This is a genomic window from Sinomonas terrae (genome assembly GCF_022539255.1).
In the GTDB taxonomy this organism is placed as follows: domain Bacteria; phylum Actinomycetota; class Actinomycetes; order Actinomycetales; family Micrococcaceae; genus Sinomonas; species Sinomonas terrae.
In genome coordinates this window covers 451223-466735 of the sequence record NZ_JAKZBV010000001.1, presented here as the reverse complement: position 1 = coordinate 466735, position 15513 = coordinate 451223, and the positions used below count along the sequence as shown (strand labels likewise).

Annotated in this window: 14 protein-coding genes and 1 pseudogene; 6 read left to right on the top strand and 9 right to left on the bottom strand. The window is 70.7% G+C overall.

Features of this window, described 5'->3' with window-relative positions:
- Positions 1-61 precede the first annotated feature (61 nt).
- From L0M17_RS02215 to L0M17_RS02205, 3 genes are read right to left on the bottom strand one after another with little or no spacing between them, the layout of a single operon-like run.
- A complete protein-coding gene (locus tag L0M17_RS02215) occupies positions 62-1117 on the bottom strand; it encodes a 3-hydroxyisobutyryl-CoA hydrolase (RefSeq protein WP_241050819.1) in 1056 nt (351 codons plus the stop codon).
- A complete protein-coding gene (locus L0M17_RS02210; protein WP_241050817.1) occupies positions 1114-1890 on the bottom strand; it encodes a gamma-glutamyl-gamma-aminobutyrate hydrolase family protein in 777 nt (258 codons plus the stop codon). Before L0M17_RS02210 ends, L0M17_RS02215 begins: the two co-directional genes overlap by 4 nt.
- Positions 1887-3017: a glutathione S-transferase family protein gene (locus L0M17_RS02205; RefSeq protein ID WP_241050816.1), complete on the bottom strand. Its 1131-nt coding sequence runs from the start codon at positions 3015-3017 to the stop codon at positions 1887-1889. Before L0M17_RS02205 ends, L0M17_RS02210 begins: the two co-directional genes overlap by 4 nt.
- A gap of 287 nt (positions 3018-3304) precedes the next feature.
- Between L0M17_RS02205 and L0M17_RS02200 the strand changes: the two genes are divergently transcribed.
- The 4 genes from L0M17_RS02200 (at position 3305) to L0M17_RS02185 (ending at position 7114) form a co-directional block, all read left to right on the top strand.
- Positions 3305-4159, top strand: coding sequence for an enoyl-CoA hydratase/isomerase family protein (locus tag L0M17_RS02200; protein ID WP_241050814.1), 855 nt, complete (start codon positions 3305-3307; stop codon positions 4157-4159).
- 90 nt (positions 4160-4249) lie between these two features.
- A complete protein-coding gene (locus L0M17_RS02195) occupies positions 4250-5683 on the top strand; it encodes a ferredoxin reductase family protein (RefSeq protein WP_241050812.1) in 1434 nt (477 codons plus the stop codon).
- Entirely contained in the window at positions 5680-6279 is a 600-nt protein-coding gene (locus L0M17_RS02190) for an FMN-binding protein (protein WP_241050810.1), read from the top strand. The genes L0M17_RS02195 and L0M17_RS02190 overlap by 4 nt, the downstream gene beginning before the upstream one ends.
- Entirely contained in the window at positions 6272-7114 is an 843-nt protein-coding gene (locus L0M17_RS02185; RefSeq protein WP_241050809.1) for an FAD:protein FMN transferase, read from the top strand. Before L0M17_RS02190 ends, L0M17_RS02185 begins: the two co-directional genes overlap by 8 nt.
- A 420-nt stretch (positions 7115-7534) precedes the next feature.
- Here the strand turns inward: L0M17_RS02185 and L0M17_RS02180 are convergent, their stop codons facing one another.
- Positions 7535-8302, bottom strand: a complete 768-nt coding sequence (locus tag L0M17_RS02180) for an SGNH/GDSL hydrolase family protein (protein WP_241050807.1) — start codon at positions 8300-8302, stop codon at positions 7535-7537.
- A gap of 83 nt (positions 8303-8385) precedes the next feature.
- Positions 8386-8862 (bottom strand): annotated as a pseudogene (locus L0M17_RS02175) (MarR family winged helix-turn-helix transcriptional regulator); the annotation flags it as partial.
- A 75-nt stretch (positions 8863-8937) separates the two neighbouring features.
- Between L0M17_RS02175 and gluQRS the strand changes: the two are divergent.
- Positions 8938-9852: a tRNA glutamyl-Q(34) synthetase GluQRS gene (gene gluQRS / locus L0M17_RS02170; protein WP_241050806.1), complete on the top strand. Its 915-nt coding sequence runs from the start codon at positions 8938-8940 to the stop codon at positions 9850-9852.
- A 72-nt stretch (positions 9853-9924) separates the two neighbouring features.
- On the opposite strand, the gene L0M17_RS02165 is transcribed toward gluQRS, so the two are convergent.
- The 4 genes from L0M17_RS02165 to L0M17_RS02150 form a co-directional block, all read right to left on the bottom strand.
- Positions 9925-11121 carry an FAD-dependent oxidoreductase gene (locus L0M17_RS02165; RefSeq protein WP_241050804.1) on the bottom strand — a complete coding sequence of 399 codons (1197 nt, stop codon included), beginning with the start codon at positions 11119-11121 and terminating at the stop codon, positions 9925-9927.
- Positions 11118-12266: a type III polyketide synthase gene (locus tag L0M17_RS02160; protein ID WP_241050803.1), complete on the bottom strand. Its 1149-nt coding sequence runs from the start codon at positions 12264-12266 to the stop codon at positions 11118-11120. The genes L0M17_RS02165 and L0M17_RS02160 overlap by 4 nt, the downstream gene beginning before the upstream one ends.
- Before the next feature lie 92 nt (positions 12267-12358).
- Positions 12359-13456 (bottom strand): App1 family protein phosphatidate phosphatase, encoded by a 1098-nt coding sequence (locus L0M17_RS02155; protein ID WP_241050801.1) that lies wholly within the window; start codon positions 13454-13456, stop codon positions 12359-12361.
- 101 nt (positions 13457-13557) lie between these two features.
- The gene (locus L0M17_RS02150; RefSeq protein WP_241050799.1) at positions 13558-14856 is read right to left on the bottom strand and encodes an ATP-binding protein; all 1299 of its coding nucleotides are present in this window, start codon (positions 14854-14856) and stop codon (positions 13558-13560) included.
- Positions 14857-15044: 188 nt separating this feature from the next.
- Here L0M17_RS02150 and L0M17_RS02145 point away from each other — a divergent pair, with 188 nt between their 5' ends.
- Positions 15045-15479 carry an antibiotic biosynthesis monooxygenase family protein gene (locus tag L0M17_RS02145; RefSeq protein WP_241050797.1) on the top strand — a complete coding sequence of 145 codons (435 nt, stop codon included), beginning with the start codon at positions 15045-15047 and terminating at the stop codon, positions 15477-15479.
- Positions 15480-15513: the final 34 nt, after the last annotated feature.

The following is a 15513-nucleotide window of genomic DNA, read 5'->3' as shown; positions in this document are numbered from 1 at the left end:
GGTCCCGCCGGCGCGGCGGGAGGCGGGAGCAGGCGCTCGCGGGAGGCGACCAACCGACGGATTAGGGGCCGAAGGCCGCCGAGACCTCGGCCGGATCCACGTCCTCGATCCGGGCCGGGTTCCACGCGGGCGCCCCGTCCTTGTCGATGAGCAGCGCCCGGATGCCCTCGCGGAAGTCGGGGCGGGCCACCATCGCGGTGCCGAGGGCCAGGTCCTGTTCGAGGACGGCCTCGAGCGAACCGAGCTTCGGGGAGCGCCGGAGGGCCGCGAGTGCCACCGCGACCGAGAAGGGGCACACCGAACGGAGCTCCTTGAGTGCGGCCGCGGCGGCGTCTGCGTGCGGTCCGGAGGACGCCGCGAGCTCTTCCAGGCGCGCAGCGATGGCGGTCGCCGAATCGCCCGCATATGCGTCGTCCGCCCAGGCGCGCACCTCGGCGAGCGGCGCGGGCGGAGGTTCGACGGCGAAGGAGGCTACGACGTCGTCCGCACCGGCCGCCATCCAGGAGTCCGCCGCCGTCGCCTCCGCGAGCGCGTCGACGAGCGCGTCGAGCTGTTCGGCGGGGACCATCGCATCGGCCCACCCGAGGTGGATCGCGTCCGCTCCCCCGGCCTGCCCTGATGTGAGGCACAGGTGCGTACCGAGCTCGCCGGGCGCGTTCGCGAGCAGAAGGCTCATGCCGACGTCGGGAGTGAAGCCGATCCGCGTCTCGGGCATCGCGACGACCGTCCGCTCGGTCACGACGCGCACCGATCCCGAGGCCTTGGGCGCGTGGGCCGAGATGCCGAGGCCACCGCCCATCGTGATCCCGTCCATGAGCGGGATGTACGGTTTCGGGTAGGCGCCGATGAGCGCGTTGAGCCGGTATTCGTCCGCCCAGAAGCGGACGGCGTCGTCGTCGGCCCCGGTGTACAGCGAGCGCACGTCGCCGCCCGCGCACAGCCCCCGAGGCCCGCCGCGGACGACGACGGCCCGCACCTCGGGCGCCTCCGCCCACTCGCGGAGCTGCCGCTCGAAGGCGAGGACCATGCCGTGGTCGAGCGAGTTGAGGGCCTTCGGCCGGTCGAGGGTGATGATGCCGAGGCCGCCGCGGACCTCGGAACGGAGGTGTTCGCTCACTGGACCGCCTCCTCCCGCGCGTGCTCGGCGCCGCGGGTCCCCTTCTGGCGGCACGCCTCGACGAGCGCGCCCATGATCGCCTCGAGCTGCTCGGGATCGCCTTGGGCGTCCTCGGGGTGCCACTGGACAGCGACGATCCACTCCCCTGGGTCCTCCGCCTCGAGCGCCTCGATGACGCAGTCCGGGGCCTGCGCCACGACGCGGAGTCCGTCGGCGACGCGCGCCGCGGCCTGATGGTGGCCGGAGGGAACGGTGGCGCTCGTGCCGACGACAGCGGCGAGGCGGGAACCGGGTTCGATCGTGACCTCGTGCGGGACCATCGGTCCGCTCGGGTCCGCATAGTTGCGGTGCGGCGTGCCCTCGAACGGAAGGTCCTCATGAAGGCTCCCACCGAGTGCGACGTTGATGATCTGGAGGCCACGGCAGATCCCGAGGACAGGGCGGCCGGCCGCGCGGGCGTGGACCACCGCCGAGGCCTCGAAAGCGTCCGCTGTGGGATCGACGTCGGACACGCTCGGGTGGTGCGGGTCGCCGTCGTACAGCAGCGGGTCCACGTCCCCACCGCCCATGACGAGCAAGCCGTCCCAGTCGTCGTCCCGCAGGAGTGCCCCCGCGAGTTGTGGATCGGCGGCGTCGAAGACGACGGCGGTACCTCCTGCGCGTTCGACCGCGTCCGCCGCACTCTTGGTCAGGCGATCGAGTTCGGCATGGAACCACTCGGGGTAGGCGGGCGCAGACCCGGGCCAGGTGACCGCGATGCGCGGAGGCGTCACGATTGCTCCCCCGGGTACAGCGGGTTATGGCCCGCGGCGACGCGCTCGTCCTCGGGCGGCGGCCCGGGAGGCGTGCCGTCACCGAACGGTCGGCCTCCAAGCTGTTCGCGGCCGTGCGGGGTCAGCCAGTTGGACGTATCCGGGCCCTTCGGGACGATCTGCGTCGGGTTGATGTCCTCGTGGACGATGTAGTAGTGCCGCTTGATCTGCACGAAGTCGATCGTGTCGCCGAAGCCGGGGGTCTGGAACAGGTCGCGGGCGTAGGCCCAGAGGGCTGGCTGCTCGCTGAGCTTGTTCCGATTGCACTTGAAGTGGCCGTGGTAGACGGCGTCGAAGCGCGCGAGCGTCGTGAAGAGGCGGACATCCGCCTCGGTGATCGTGTCCCCGACGAGATAGCGGCGGCTCGTGAGGCGCTCCTCAAGCCAATCGATCGCGTCGAAGAGACGGTCGTAAGCGCGGTCGTAGGCCTCCTGCGAGCCCGCGAAGCCGCAGCGGTAGACGCCGTTGTTGACGTCCTTGAAGACCCGGTCGTTGACCTCGTCGATCTCGTCGCGGAGCGCCTCCGGGTAGAGGTCGGGAGCGCCGTCGCGGTGGAACTCCGTCCACTCGGACCCGAAGTCGAGGGTGATCTGGGGGTAGTCGTTGGTGACAACCGCGCCGCTCGGCACGTCGACGATCGCGGGGACCGTGATGCCGCGCGGGTAGTCGGGGAAGCGCTTGAAGTAGGCCTCCTGGAGCCGCTCGATGCCGAGGACCGGGTCGCGGCCGTCGGGGTCGAGATCGAACGTCCATGAACGGGAGTCGTGGGTTGGGCCGGGCAGGCCGAGGGAGATGGCGCCTTCGAGGCCGAGGAGCCGGCGGACGATGATCGTGCGGTTCGCCCACGGGCAGGCTCGGGCGGCCACGAGGCGGTAGCGGCCGGCCTCGACCGGCCAGGCCTTCGCCCCTTCCGGGGCCCGGGATCCGGGCGGGAAGGTGCCGTCCCGCGTGATCCTGTCCTCGATGTACCTCGTGTCGCGCGTGAACTCCTCGCCGCTGTGCACGTAGGAACCCGAGGTGCTGTAGGTGGCTGTGCTGTCGGTGCCTGACGCTGCTGGGGACTGGGACTGAGTCTGCTCCGTCGACATGGCCCCAGCCTAGCCCCGCCTCGGAGACGAGCGCAGTGGCGCTGGCGTGCAGACGGTGCCCCGCCACCGTCATCCGCTCGCCGGCCGCTGAGGCGAGAATGGCGAGCTTCATTGGTCCTCCTCGATGTGCAGCATGGACGCCAAGACCGTAAGCAGGCCGCGACAGGACTCCGTGGCCGATCACTGAGCCTCGCGGTACTGAACCAACTCCCACGCCCTCCGCTAGCCTGTGACAGCGGGCATACCTCCAGCCCCGGCCCGACGACGAGCATGAGGAACGAGGATCCATGGACTTCGGCAGCTTCGAAACCCTGGCCATTGAGACGTCAGGCGGGGTCGCGACCGTCACCGTCAACCGCCCCGATGCGCTCAACGCCCTCTCCGGGAAGGTCGTCGAGGAACTCGCAAGGGTGTGCGAGGTGCTCAACAGGCTCGGCGGGACGGGCACGAGCCCCGCATCCACAGGCGTTCACGGGACGGCGGACGACGGCGCGTGGCCGGTTCGCGGCGTCATCCTCACCGGCGCGGGCGGGAAGGCCTTCGTGGCCGGCGCGGACATCCGCGAGATGACCGGCATGGACGCCGACCAGGCCGAGTTCTACGCCCGATCGATGCACGCCGTGACCCTCGCGCTCGAGACGGTCCCGGTCCCGGTCATCGCTTGCGTCGACGGATTCGCTCTGGGCGGAGGCTGCGAACTCGCCCTCGCAGCCGACTTCATCTACGCGAGCGAACGCGCCCAGTTCGGTCAGCCCGAGGTCAACCTCGGGCTGGTCCCCGGCTTCGGCGGCTCGGTGCGCCTCCAGCAGCGGATCGGCCTCGGCATGGCACGGGAGCTCATCTACACGGGCCGCCGCATCGACGCCCACGAGGCCCACCGCCTCGGCCTCGTCAACCGTGTGCTTCCCGCCCGCGAGGAACTCCTCGCAGCCGCAGCCGAGACGATCCGCGAGATCGCCACCAAGTCCCCGACCGCCGTCGCCCTCTCGAAGCGCTCCATCAACCAGGCCACCGGCAGGACGACGACGGAGGGCCTCGACATCGAGGCCCGCACCTTCCGCGCGGCCTTCGGCACGGAGGACATGAAAGAGGGCACGACGGCGTTCATCGAGAAGCGCGCGGCAGTCTTCCCGGGCCGGTAGGAGGCACATCACACCCTTTAGCGGGCTCCCATACTCGGCGTCAAGCGCGGTCACAGGGTTTCAACAGGGTTGAAGCCGAAAGTTAATGGCATGACCACAGCATTCCGATCCGCCGAGCGGCCCGCACCGCCGCCCCGCCCCCGTCCGGGCAGCAACGGGCTCGCCCGTGAGCTGCGCCAAAGGGGCCGGCGCCGCCTGCTGCGCGAAGACTTCCTCACGACGCTCGCCTGGGCTTCCGCGGCGGCCTCGGTCGCGCTCTACTTGGCCGACGGCGGGGCGGCGCAGTTCAACAACTTCACCACCGCCACGACCTCGGTCGGCATCATCACCGGCCTCATCGGCACCGATCTCGTGCTGGTCATGCTGCTGCTCGCGGCGCGGATCCCCCTGATCGACGGCACCATCGGGCACGACCGTGCCATGGAGATCCACGGCAAGCTCGGCAAGCCCGCGCTCTACCTGATCCTCGCGCACATGGTCTTCCTGCTCATCGGCTACGGTCTCACAGACAGGCTCAACCCGATCGCCGAGGGCGTCTCCATGTGGAACAGCCTCCCGGACATGTGGATCGCGTTCATCTCGATGGTGCTGTTCATCCTCGTCGTCGTGACCTCGCTCGTCGCGGTCAGGAAGAGGTACCCGTACAAATTCTGGTACGTGGTCCACCTCCTCACGTACGCCGCGGTCCTGACCGCCCTGCCCCACCAGTTCAGCGAGGGCCAGCTCTTCAGCCCGGGCCAGTGGCAGCGGTGGTACTGGATCGTGTTCTACCTCGTGGTGCTCGCGGCGCTGCTCCGCTACCGGGTCTGGGCTCCAGTGGCCCTCACGTTCCGCCACCAGCTCAGCGTCACACGGGTGGTGTCGGCGGGCGACGGCGCGGTGAGCATCGAGCTCACAGGGCTGCGGCTCGAGGAACTCGCCGGAGCAGGCGGCAGGTTCTTCATCTGGCGCTTCCTGGCCCCGCGGCTCTGGTGGCACCACCACCCGTTCAGCCTCTCGGCCGACCCGGCCGCCGGACGACTCCGGATCACCGTCCGGAACCTCGGCAAGGGCAGCGCGGCGCTCACGTCCGTCAAGCCCGGCACCAAAGTCGCCGTATCCGGTCCCTACGGCCTGTTCGGCCATGCCGCGCGGACCCGCCCGGGGCTCGTGCTCGTCGGATCCGGGATCGGCATCACCCCGCTCCGCGCCATCCTCGAGCGCGCCGAGTTCGAGCCCGGCGAGGCGACCGTGATCCTCCGTGCTTCAACCCCTGAGACCCTCTACCTCCGCGACGAGATCGCCGAACTCTGCAGGCAGAGAGGAGCAACCATGTACGAACTCGTCGGCCAGCGTGCGCGCCACGGCAACCCCTGGCTGCCCCGGCACCAGACCGGCCTTGCCCTGAGCAACTACGTGCCGAACCTCAGGGCGTCCGACGTGTACGTCTGCGGCCCCAAGAAGTGGGCGGACGCCGTCCTCGAAGACGCAAAGTCCGCAGGCCTCTCGGACGAGCAGCTCCATCACGAAAGGTTCGACTGGTGAGGGCCCGGGCAGCGGCCGCAGCCGCCCTCGCTTCCTTCGGAATCCTCGCCATCGGTTGGCAGGCCGGCGCGCAGAGCATCGAAGCCTCGAAGGTCACCGGCGTCACGAACTCGGCGACGAACGGGAACGCGGGAACTGCCTCCAGCGGATCGTCGACCTCGACGGGAAGCTCTGGTACGAACGGGGCGGCTGCTGGGACCACAGGCTCTGGAACCACAGGCTCTGGAACCACAGGGTCCAGCGGAACCAGCGGCTCAAGCACCTCCAACTCGGGATCGGCCAGCAGCGGGGGCCAGGCGTCGACGTCGTCCGCGCTCAAGAACGGCACGTTCACCGGGACCGCGGAAGAAACCCGCTATGGGATCGTCCAGGTGCAGGTCGTGGTGTCCGGCGGGAAGATCACGGACGTGCAGACGCCCCAGCTGACCGGCGACGACATGCGCTCCGACATGATCAACTCCGAGGCGGCGCCGATCCTCCGTTCCGAAGTGCTCCAGGCGCAGTCGGCAAACGTCGACACGGTGAGCGGCGCGACCTACACCTCGGAGGGCTACGTGGCGTCCCTGCAGGCGGCCCTCAATGCAGCCCATGCCTGAGACCCAGCCGACGAGCCTCAACGCGCGGACGTTCCTGGCGATGGGGACGGTCGTGAGCTTGAGCGCCGCCTTCCCTGCCCGACCCGACGGCGCGGCCATTGCGTCGAGACGGCTCGACGCGGCCGTCCGAATCATCGAGGCCGATTTCGCAACCCTCGAGGACCGGTTCAGCCTGTTCCGAGAGGACTCGGAGGCCAGCGCGCTCGCACGGGGCGTCCTGCGTCTTGCCAACGCGAGCGCTGAGACGCGGGCGGTATACACCGACGCGATCGAGTGGCGGCGGCGGACCCACGGCTCATTCACCCCTGAACGGCCCGACGGCGTCCTCGACCTCAGCGGCATCGTCAAGGCCCGCGCGATCGCCGAGGCGGGGCGCTCCCTCGTGGCACTCGGCCTCACCGATTGGTGCCTCAACGCTGGCGGTGACGTGCTGGTCTCGGGCACGCCATCGCCGTCGGACGCCACTCCCGGCGGGGACGCCGGCCGCCCGTGGCTCGCCGGCGTCGTCGACCCTGACGACCGGCGCACGCTGCTGGGCGCCTACCCGCTGGCTGGGGCGCCGGGCTGCGTGGCGCGGAGGGCGCTCGCGACGTCGGGCAGCGCCGAGCGCGGCGACCACATCTGGGCGGTGGGCGGCGGCAGCCCGGAGTTCGTGCAGGTCAGTGTCGCGGCCGGGGACATCGAGACCGCCGACGTCCTCGCGACCGCGATCGTGGCGGGAGGGCGCGAAATGCTCGACCTCGCGACGGCGCAGTGGGACGTGGACGTGCTGGCCGTGACGAACGACGGCGGCCTCCTCGCCACCCCCGGCTTCCGCGCCCCGCGCGCGGCGTAGGCGGGGCGGGCCCTTCGTTGGTCACGTAACGCGGCCGGCGGCCCGCGTTAGGTGCGGCGTCCCGCTCCCCAACTATTACGCCGTCCTCCCCAACTTCCCGGCCGCACTCCCCAACCATTACGCCGTCCTCCCCACCATCCGCGCCGTCCTCCCCAACTTCCCGGCCGCGCTCACCAACCATTAGGCCGACGACGAGGCGACTCGCCGCGAAGACAGGGCGACACGCCGGGTCAAGACTCGAGACCTTGGGGAAGCCGGGTCAAGAACTGGGGAAGCCGGCCCAGAAAACTGGGGAACCCGGCGCAAAAACTGGGGAAGCCGGCCCAGAAACTGGGGAACCCGGCCCAGAAACCGGGGAACCCGGCGGAAGAGCCGTCGAACCGAACGCCTCCCCACACGCGGGAGGTGGCGTCCGAGCGGCTAGAGTCTCACGAGCTCCGGGTACTTCGGGCTCAGGTTGTCCCCCGAGGAGCGGCCGGTGAGCCGCCGCATCACCCACGGACCGGCGAACTCGCGGGCCCACGTTGCGTTGGCGCGGAACCGTTCGCGGACGCTCAGGATCGGGAGCTCGGGCACGTCGGGCAGGTCTGCGAGGCCCTCGTGCTCGAGGATCCCCAGGACCCGGTTGGCCATGGTCGCGTGGCCCAGGCTGGACATGTGCATGCGGTCCTCGGCCCACATGCGCCAGTCCTGGAATTCGTGGAAGCGCCAGTAGTCGACGAGCATGGCCCCGCGGCGGTCGGCGATCCAGCGGATCTGCTCGTTGTAGATCGCGGTGCGACCACGCATGGCGCCGAAGATCTTCGATGTCCCCGCGTCGAACCCCGTGAACAGGAGCACTTGGGCTCCGGCCTGCTGGAGGCGGGCCACGGCGGCGTCGTATTCCTCGAGTAGTCCGTCGATGTCGACCTTCGGACGCAGGATGTCGTTGGCACCCGCGTACAGGGTCACGAGGGTCGGGCGGAGCGCGAGGGCCGGTTCGAGCTGCTCGGTGATCACCTGACGCAGCTTCTTGCCGCGGATGGCGAGGTTGGCGTACCCGAAATCGGGATCAGCGGCTTGGAGCTGCTCGGCGGCCCGATCGGCCCACCCGCGCACACCGTTCGGCCGTGACGCATCCGGGTCACCGACACCCTCAGTGAACGAGTCGCCCAGGGCGACCCAGCGCTTCGTGAACTCCCCGCTCATGCCGCACTCCCGCCGTCGTCCGCTGTTCGAGGTGTCTCCCGCACGACGCGCCGCGTGGGACACGGAAGGCCGGAGTCCCGCTCGCTGTCCCGGAAGATCCAGGAAGCCTCGTCGAGTTGGGCGACGATCTTCTCTGCGATATCGCCGAGCCGGCGCGCATCCTCTGCGCCGAGCCCGTCGAAGACGATCTCCCGCACGCGCTCGACGTGCTCAGGCGCAAGGTCGGCGATCGTCTCCCACCCGAGGTCGGTGAGGTGCGCGTTCGTGACGCGGGCGTCGTCGGGCGAGGGCTGCCGATCGATCCAGCCGCGGCTCTGCAGCTTCGTCACCACGTGGGAGAGGCGCGAGAGCGAGGCCGAGGTGCGGGCCGCGAGTTCCTTCATGGGCAGGGAGCGGCCGTCCGCCTCGCTGAGCATCGCGAGGACGTTGTAGTCGAAGAGCGAGAGTCTGCCGAGGGACATGAGGTGGGCGTCGAGGGCGGCCGGCAGGAGCGTCGTCACGCTCAAGAGGGCCAGCCACGCGCGGCGCTCCTCAGCCGAGAGCCAGCGGGGATCTGTCACGGATATCAAGCATAGGCGCGTGCGGTAGCGCACCCTCAAATCGGGAGCGCAGGAGGGCGGGCTAACCTTGTGGCCATGATGCCCGCCGGCCGCTTCGCCCCCAGCCCCTCCGGCGAACTCCACCTCGGGAACCTCAGGACTGCACTGCTCGCGTGGCTGTTCGCCCGGTCGACCGGGCGCCAGTTCCTGGTCCGCGTCGAGGATCTCGACCGCGCCCGCGCGGGAGCGGAGGAAGCCCAGCTCCGGGACCTCGCGGCGATCGGGATCGGCTGGGACGGGCCGGTCGTGCGGCAGAGCGAGCGCACGGAGCTCTACGAGGGGGCCCTGGACGCCCTCACCGACGCCGGACTCACGTACGAGTGCTACTGCACCCGCCGCGAGATCCAGGAGGCCCCCAGTGCCCCCCATGCACCCCAGGGCGCCTACCCGGGCACGTGCCGCGACCTCACTGAGGCGGAGCGCGGACGACGGCGGGCCGAGCGTCCCGCTGCCGTCAGGCTCCGTGCCGGGGTCACCGAAGGGGCGGTCGCGGACGTGCTGCACGGCCGGTACGTGGGCCTCGTCGACGACTTCGTGCTGCGGCGCAACGACGGGGTGGTCGCGTACAACCTCGCGGTGGTCGTCGACGACGCTGCGCAGGGCGTGGACCAGGTGATCCGCGGCGACGATCTCCTGCCCTCGACCCCGCGGCAGGCCTACCTCGCAGGGCTGCTGGGATACGCGGTGCCGGAGTACGCGCACGTTCCGCTCGTGCTCAACCCGCAGGGGCGGCGGCTCGCGAAGCGCGACGGCGCCGTGACGCTCGCCGCTCTCGCGGCTCACGGCGTTCCGGCCGAGCGGGTCGCGGAGATCCTCCTCGCGTCCCTCGGCCTGCCCCGTTCGCTTCCCGCCGCTCTCGAGGCGTTCTCGGCAGCCGCGCTGCCGCGAGACCCGTGGGTTCTCGACCCTGCGGAGCTGACGGCGCGACAGGAGCGCACCCTGCGGAGCTGACGGCGCGACAGGAGCGCACCCTGCAGAGCTGACGGCGCGACGAGAGGGGTCGCGGTCCTCGAGCTCGCGCCGTCAGCTTTGCATGGTGAAGCGCCGCGACGTCCAGCCCCGGATCACCGGCGCCCCGTACAACCCACGGAAGACCGCGTTGCGCGCCGCCATGAGCGTGGGCGGCAGCGGGCGCCCGAGGGCCATGTTGAGGGCGGCATGCCGGGCCGCCTCGGCCGCCGCCCGCCGTCGTCCTTCGGCGACCCGAGCCCGCAGGGCGGGCCAGGCCACTGCGCCATCGGACTCCCACCCGTAGCGCACCGCCCGGACGTCCTCGGCGAGCAGCGGTGCGAAGGCCTCTGCGTCGAGCCAGCCGAGGGTCATGCCCTGGCCGCCGATCGGGCTCACCTCGTGCGCCGCGTCGCCGATCAGCACGACGCGGCCGCGAAGCATCGCCGCCGCCAAGCGCTCGCACACGGTGAACGCGCTGAGCATCGTGCTGGTCCGCGGATCCACGGCGAGGCCCGTCCGCTCGACGACGAGGCGCGCGAGCCGCTCGGGAGTCGGGTCCGTCTCGAGCGCGTCCGTATGCACGACCCACCGCCGCACGCCACCCGGGAGCGGGAAGGACTCGACGATGCCCTCCGGCTCGAGGTGCAGGACGGCGGCCGCGCCGTCGGGCGTCGTGTCCGCGAAGTCGCCCATGAGATAGGCGTCCGGGTACTGCCGCTCCCGCACCGGAATGCCGAGGGCGCCGCGCAGGGGCGAGCGCGCGCCGTCGGCCGCCACGACCCAGCGGCCGGCGACGCTCACCTCGCTGCCTCCGTCGAGAGCGCGGACGACGGCGGCACCGCCTTGACCCGCCCCGCCCGCCTTTCCGAGCCCTACCGCGTGCACTCCTCGCCGGAGCGCCCCCGGCGCAAGCTCGGCGAGCCGCGCCTCAAGCGTCTGCTCGGTGAGCCACTGCGGGACGGAGAGGACGGGGGGATCGAACTCGAGCCGCGCCACCTCCTGCCCCTGCGAACGGGCTCTGCCTTCGGTGAGCTCCACGCCCGCAGCCTTGAGCGTCTCGGCGACCCCCGCTGCCGCGAGAACGCGCAGTCCGGGCGGATGGATGCCGATAGCCCGCGAGTGCTGGCTCCGCTCGGCACGGGACTCGAGGACGACGACGTCGATCCCCCGGTCCGCGAGCAGCACGCCGAGGCAGAGGCCGACGGGGCCGCCGCCCACGATCACGACCTCGTGGCGTTCGATGCCAGAGGTCTCGATGCCAGAGGTCAAGGGTTCACGCGGGTGAGCAGCGCCGTCTCGACCGTGAGGCCGGGGCCGAAGGCCATCGCACACACCCGCTCCGCGTCAGGGCCCGCCGGTTGCCCGGTTGGCCGAGGCAGGCCGAGGATCCGCTCGAAGACGAACATGATGGTCGCGCTGCTCATGTTGCCGAATTCCCGAAGCGTCTCGCGCGCGGGCTCGGCCTGCGCCTCGCTCAGGCCGAGCCGGGCCACGACCTTGTCGACGATGCTCCGGCCGCCCGGGTGGATCGCCCAGTGCTCGATCCCGTTGTGGGGGCGTCCTGCGAGCGCGGGGTCCCCGGCGAGGAGCGGCTCGAGCGCGCCTGTGATGTGGTCGTCGATGATGTGCGGGACGTAGGAGCCCAACACCATTTCGAACCCTTGGTCGCCGATGTTCCACGCCATCGTGTCCTCGCCCACGGGCGTGAGGGTGGTCTCGAAGGCATCGAGGCTCAGGGCGGGGCGAGTGAGCGGGAGATCCCGTGCGGTGACGACGGCGGCCGCGGCGCCGTCCGCGAAGAGGGATGCGCCGAGGATGGTGTCCGGGTTGTTCGAGCTGCGGACGTGGAGTGTGCAGAGCTCGACGATGGCGACGAGGACGACGGCGTTCGGATCCGCCTCGCAGAAGAGCTTGGCGGCGCGCAGGGCCGGGAAGGCTGCGTAGCAGCCCATGAATCCGAGATGGAAACGCTGGACCGACGGGCGGAGGCCGAGCTCCCGGACGATTCGATAGTCCGGACCGGGGTTGAAGAAGCCCGTGCACGAGACCGTGATGACGTGGGTGACGTCCTCGGGACCGATCCCGTCGGCGGCCTCGAGTGCGGCGCGTGCGGTCTCGGTGAAGAGCGGGGTGGCCTCGGACACGAAGACGTCGTTGCGCGTCTTCGTGCTCGGGTTCAGGATGCGGCCGGTCGATGGGTCGAAGAAGTCGGGGGCGGTCTCGGGGAGGTCCCATGAGAATTCGGCGACGGCGGAGTGGCGGGTGTCGATGGCGGCCGCATCGAAGCACGTGCGGACCAAGCGGGTCCCGAGCCTCGTGAGGCCTTCCTGCGCCGCAAAGACATCGCGCGCCTCCGCCTGCTTGAGAACCGTAGGAGGGACAGCGGTTTGGAGAGACCTCAGGAGGACTGTCATGGGCCATTCTCTCTACGGGAGGGACGGCGAGGGCAAGGGGCTGGGTATTGCTCTCGGCCGAAAACGTCCAAGCGTCACCTCCCGGCGGGAGGCTAGAGGAGGCCGAACTTCTCGAGCTGCTCTGCCAACCCGGCGCCGTCGGGCGCGGATGCCCAGGGGACGCCCGGGACCGGGGTGGGACCGCCGTCGTGCGTTGTGCCGCCCGAGAACACCGCCTCGCCCGCGGAGAGCTCGCGGATCGCGACGGCCGCGACGCTCTCGGGATGGCGCCGAGCGAACTCGGCATAGATCGACTCGTCGTGCTGGCCGTTGTCGCCGATGAGGAGCCATTTCAGGTCCGGGAACTCGGCGGCGAGGCGCGCGAGGTTCCGGGCCTTGTGCTCGCGGCCGCTGCGGAACCAGCTGTCCGCCGTCATGCCCCAGTCGGTCAGGAGGAGCGGGCCGGACGGGTAGAGGTTGCGGCCGAGGAAGCGAGCGAGGGTGGGGGCCGCGTTCCACGGGCCCGTCGAGAGGTACATGACGGGGGCCGCGGGGTGGTGGGCCGCGAGGCGGTCGAGCAGCACGGACATCCCTGGCGTGGGGGTCCGTGCACGTTCGCTCAGCACGAAGGTGTTCCAGAGGGCGAGGAACGGGCGCGGGAGGGCCGTGACCATCACGGTGTCGTCGATGTCGGAGACGATCCCGAATGTCGAGGACGGATCGATGACGAGGACTTGGCCCACGGCCGGCTCGGCGCCCTCGGCGCTCATCTTGACGTCGTGCCATCCGGGCTCGAGCGAGACATGCACCATGGCGTCGATGACGCCGCCGAAGTCGGCGCGCACCGTCGTCGTATGCCCCCCGACCTCAATGGTGACGGCCGAATACTCGATCGGAATGCTCGTGAACGCGCGCCATCCGCGGATGTCCTCGGTGCCGGTCCACCCGCTCGGCGTCGGCGGCTCGTACCAGCCCGCGTCGCGGCAGCGCCCGCGTCCACGGTCGGGAGCCGTCGTCGCATTCGCGCCGATCCTGTGCAGACCCGGGGCGCCATACAGGACACGCGCGAGGATCCGTACCCGAGACGTGGTGCCGTAACCCCGGTACGCCACCACTTGCGGGACGAAGCCGAGCCTCCGCGCCCACACGGTCTGGGCGGCGTGGACACGGTCGCCGACACGGTGGGCGGCCTTCAGGAGCGCTCCAGTCATGCGCAACACTCTGCCACGGCTGGTGGCCCGTCGCAGAACCCGTTGCGCCGTCAGCTTTGCGCGGTGATCACCCTGCAGAGCTGACGGCGCGAGGGGAGGGGTCAAACCCGGGCGAGTTCCTCGATGTCCTCGAGGAAGGCCGCCGCGACCTCCTCGCTCACGGTCGTCTTCGTCTCTGAGACGGCTTCGAGGTAGTCCTCGGTCGTGGGGCCTCGGCGGCCGTTGCGGGCGGCGGCCGCCTCGGCGGGGGCGTAGACCGCCTTCTCGAGCGCCCGCTGCGACGCCGAACGCGCGGCGAACTCGATGTCTGCCGGGGAGAAGCCCTCGGTCCGCTCGACGAGGAGCTCCACGTCGACACCCCCCAGAACGGCCTCGGGAATGAAGCGGTTCCACATAGCGCGCCGCGCCTCGGCGTCGGGAAGCCCGATCGGCACGACGTAGTCGAAGCGCCCGTGCCGGAGGAACGCGGGGTCCAGGGCCCGGATGAAGTTGGTCGCGCACACGAGGAGCCGACCCGGCTGCTCGCGGAACGCGGGGATGATCTTGAGGAGTTCGTTCGTGACGCCCTGAGTGGGGCTGGGCGGATCGCCGGCGCGGCGCGAGGCGATTTCCTCCACCTCGTCAAGGAACACGACGGCGTGCTCGAGCTCGGCGATCTCGAGGAACGTGCGGCGGAGCGCGCCGGCGAGGCCCTCCGAGTCCGCGGCAAGACGAGACGGGAAGACCTCCACGAACGGCCACTCGAGGCGGGAAGCGATCGCCTTCGCGAACGTCGTCTTGCCCGTGCCGGGAGGGCCGAAGAGGACGACGGCGCGCGGCGGCACGACGCCGAATTCGTCCGCGAGCTCCGCCTCGGCGAGCGGAAGCACGAGCCGGCGTTCGAGCAGCTGCTTCTCGCGCTGCATCCCGGCCACGTTGTCCCACAGATTGCGCGGCAGGACGCGGCCTCCGAGCTGCGCGAGCGGGCCGAGTTCCGCCCGCTGCACCGGGATCTGCCGCTCGAAGAACCGGAGGTTCTTCACGTCCTTGAAGCCGCGGTTGAGGAACGCGTCGATGCGGGTCTCAGTGTCGGGCATGAGCGCCGAGAGCTTCGCGAGGCCGAGCGGCGCCATGCGGTGCTCGAGTGCCGCGAGGAGCCCGGTGCCGATGCCCCTCCCCCGCCATTCGGGCAGGGTCGCGAGGAAGACGATCCACCCCTGCTCATGCGCAGCGCGTCCGACCGCGGCCCCCACGATGTCCTCACCGTGGACGGCGACGACGGCGTAGTCGGCCTGGCAGCTCGCGAGCACCTCCGAGAGGGAATACACAGGCTCGATGCCCGATTCCATCATGGCGCTCCACAGATGGAGGATGCCGTCAAGGTCCGAGGGATGGAAGTCCCGGATCCGCCACGTGGTCATGCGGGTGCTCCTTTGCGCTGCTGGCCTGGTGCCGAGTGTAGCGGCGGCGCGTGGCCGAGGGGTTGCGGGGGCGTAGCGGGGCGCTTCACATCGGATTGGAGTCACCTTCTCGCCGAGAAGTTCGCTTGAGGGTGACTTCTCCGCGAGAAGGTGACTTCGGCCGGGTGGCGGCTGCCAGAATGGTCAGCATGAGCATCGTCAAGATCAACGCCATCACCGTGCCCGCCGACTCCGGCGACGAACTCGCACGCCGCTTCGCCGGCCGTGCGAACGCCGTGGACGGTCAGCCCGGGTTCGAGGGCTTCGAGCTACTCCAGCCGAGCGACGGCCGCAACGTGTGGCTCGTTGTGACCCGGTGGGCCGACGAGGAGAGCTACGAGGCGTGGCGGAACTCGGCCTCGTTCGGGCACGGCCACGGGCGTCCCGGCGGCGCGCAGGGCGGCGGCGCACAGGGCGCCGAGGGCAGCGAGGCAACTGCCGGTGCCAGCGCGGCAAGTGCAACGGGCACAGAAGGCGCAGCCGCAGAAGGCGCGGGCACAGAAGGCGCAGCGCAGGAACGCCAGCGGCCCGTCGGCGTCTCCGCCGAGCTGTGGAGCTTCGAGGTCGCGGACCTCGGGCAGTAGCCCGCGCCGTCGTCCCTCACCCGGCCCGCGCTGT

Excerpts from the sequence above, each read along its gene's own strand:
- L0M17_RS02205 (WP_241050816.1), bottom strand. The coding sequence starts at position 3,017 with ATGTCGACGGAGCAGACTCAGTCCCAGTCCCCAGCAGCGTCAGGCACC.
- L0M17_RS02200 (WP_241050814.1), top strand. The coding sequence starts at position 3,305 with ATGGACTTCGGCAGCTTCGAAACCCTGGCCATTGAGACGTCAGGCGGG.
- L0M17_RS02195 (WP_241050812.1), top strand. The coding sequence starts at position 4,250 with ATGACCACAGCATTCCGATCCGCCGAGCGGCCCGCACCGCCGCCCCGC.
- L0M17_RS02185 (WP_241050809.1), top strand. The coding sequence starts at position 6,272 with ATGCCTGAGACCCAGCCGACGAGCCTCAACGCGCGGACGTTCCTGGCG.
- L0M17_RS02180 (WP_241050807.1), bottom strand. The coding sequence starts at position 8,302 with ATGAGCGGGGAGTTCACGAAGCGCTGGGTCGCCCTGGGCGACTCGTTC.
- gluQRS (WP_241050806.1), top strand. The coding sequence starts at position 8,938 with ATGATGCCCGCCGGCCGCTTCGCCCCCAGCCCCTCCGGCGAACTCCAC.
- L0M17_RS02160 (WP_241050803.1), bottom strand. The coding sequence starts at position 12,266 with ATGACAGTCCTCCTGAGGTCTCTCCAAACCGCTGTCCCTCCTACGGTT.
- L0M17_RS02155 (WP_241050801.1), bottom strand. The coding sequence starts at position 13,456 with ATGACTGGAGCGCTCCTGAAGGCCGCCCACCGTGTCGGCGACCGTGTC.
- L0M17_RS02150 (WP_241050799.1), bottom strand. The coding sequence starts at position 14,856 with ATGACCACGTGGCGGATCCGGGACTTCCATCCCTCGGACCTTGACGGC.
- L0M17_RS02145 (WP_241050797.1), top strand. The coding sequence starts at position 15,045 with ATGAGCATCGTCAAGATCAACGCCATCACCGTGCCCGCCGACTCCGGC.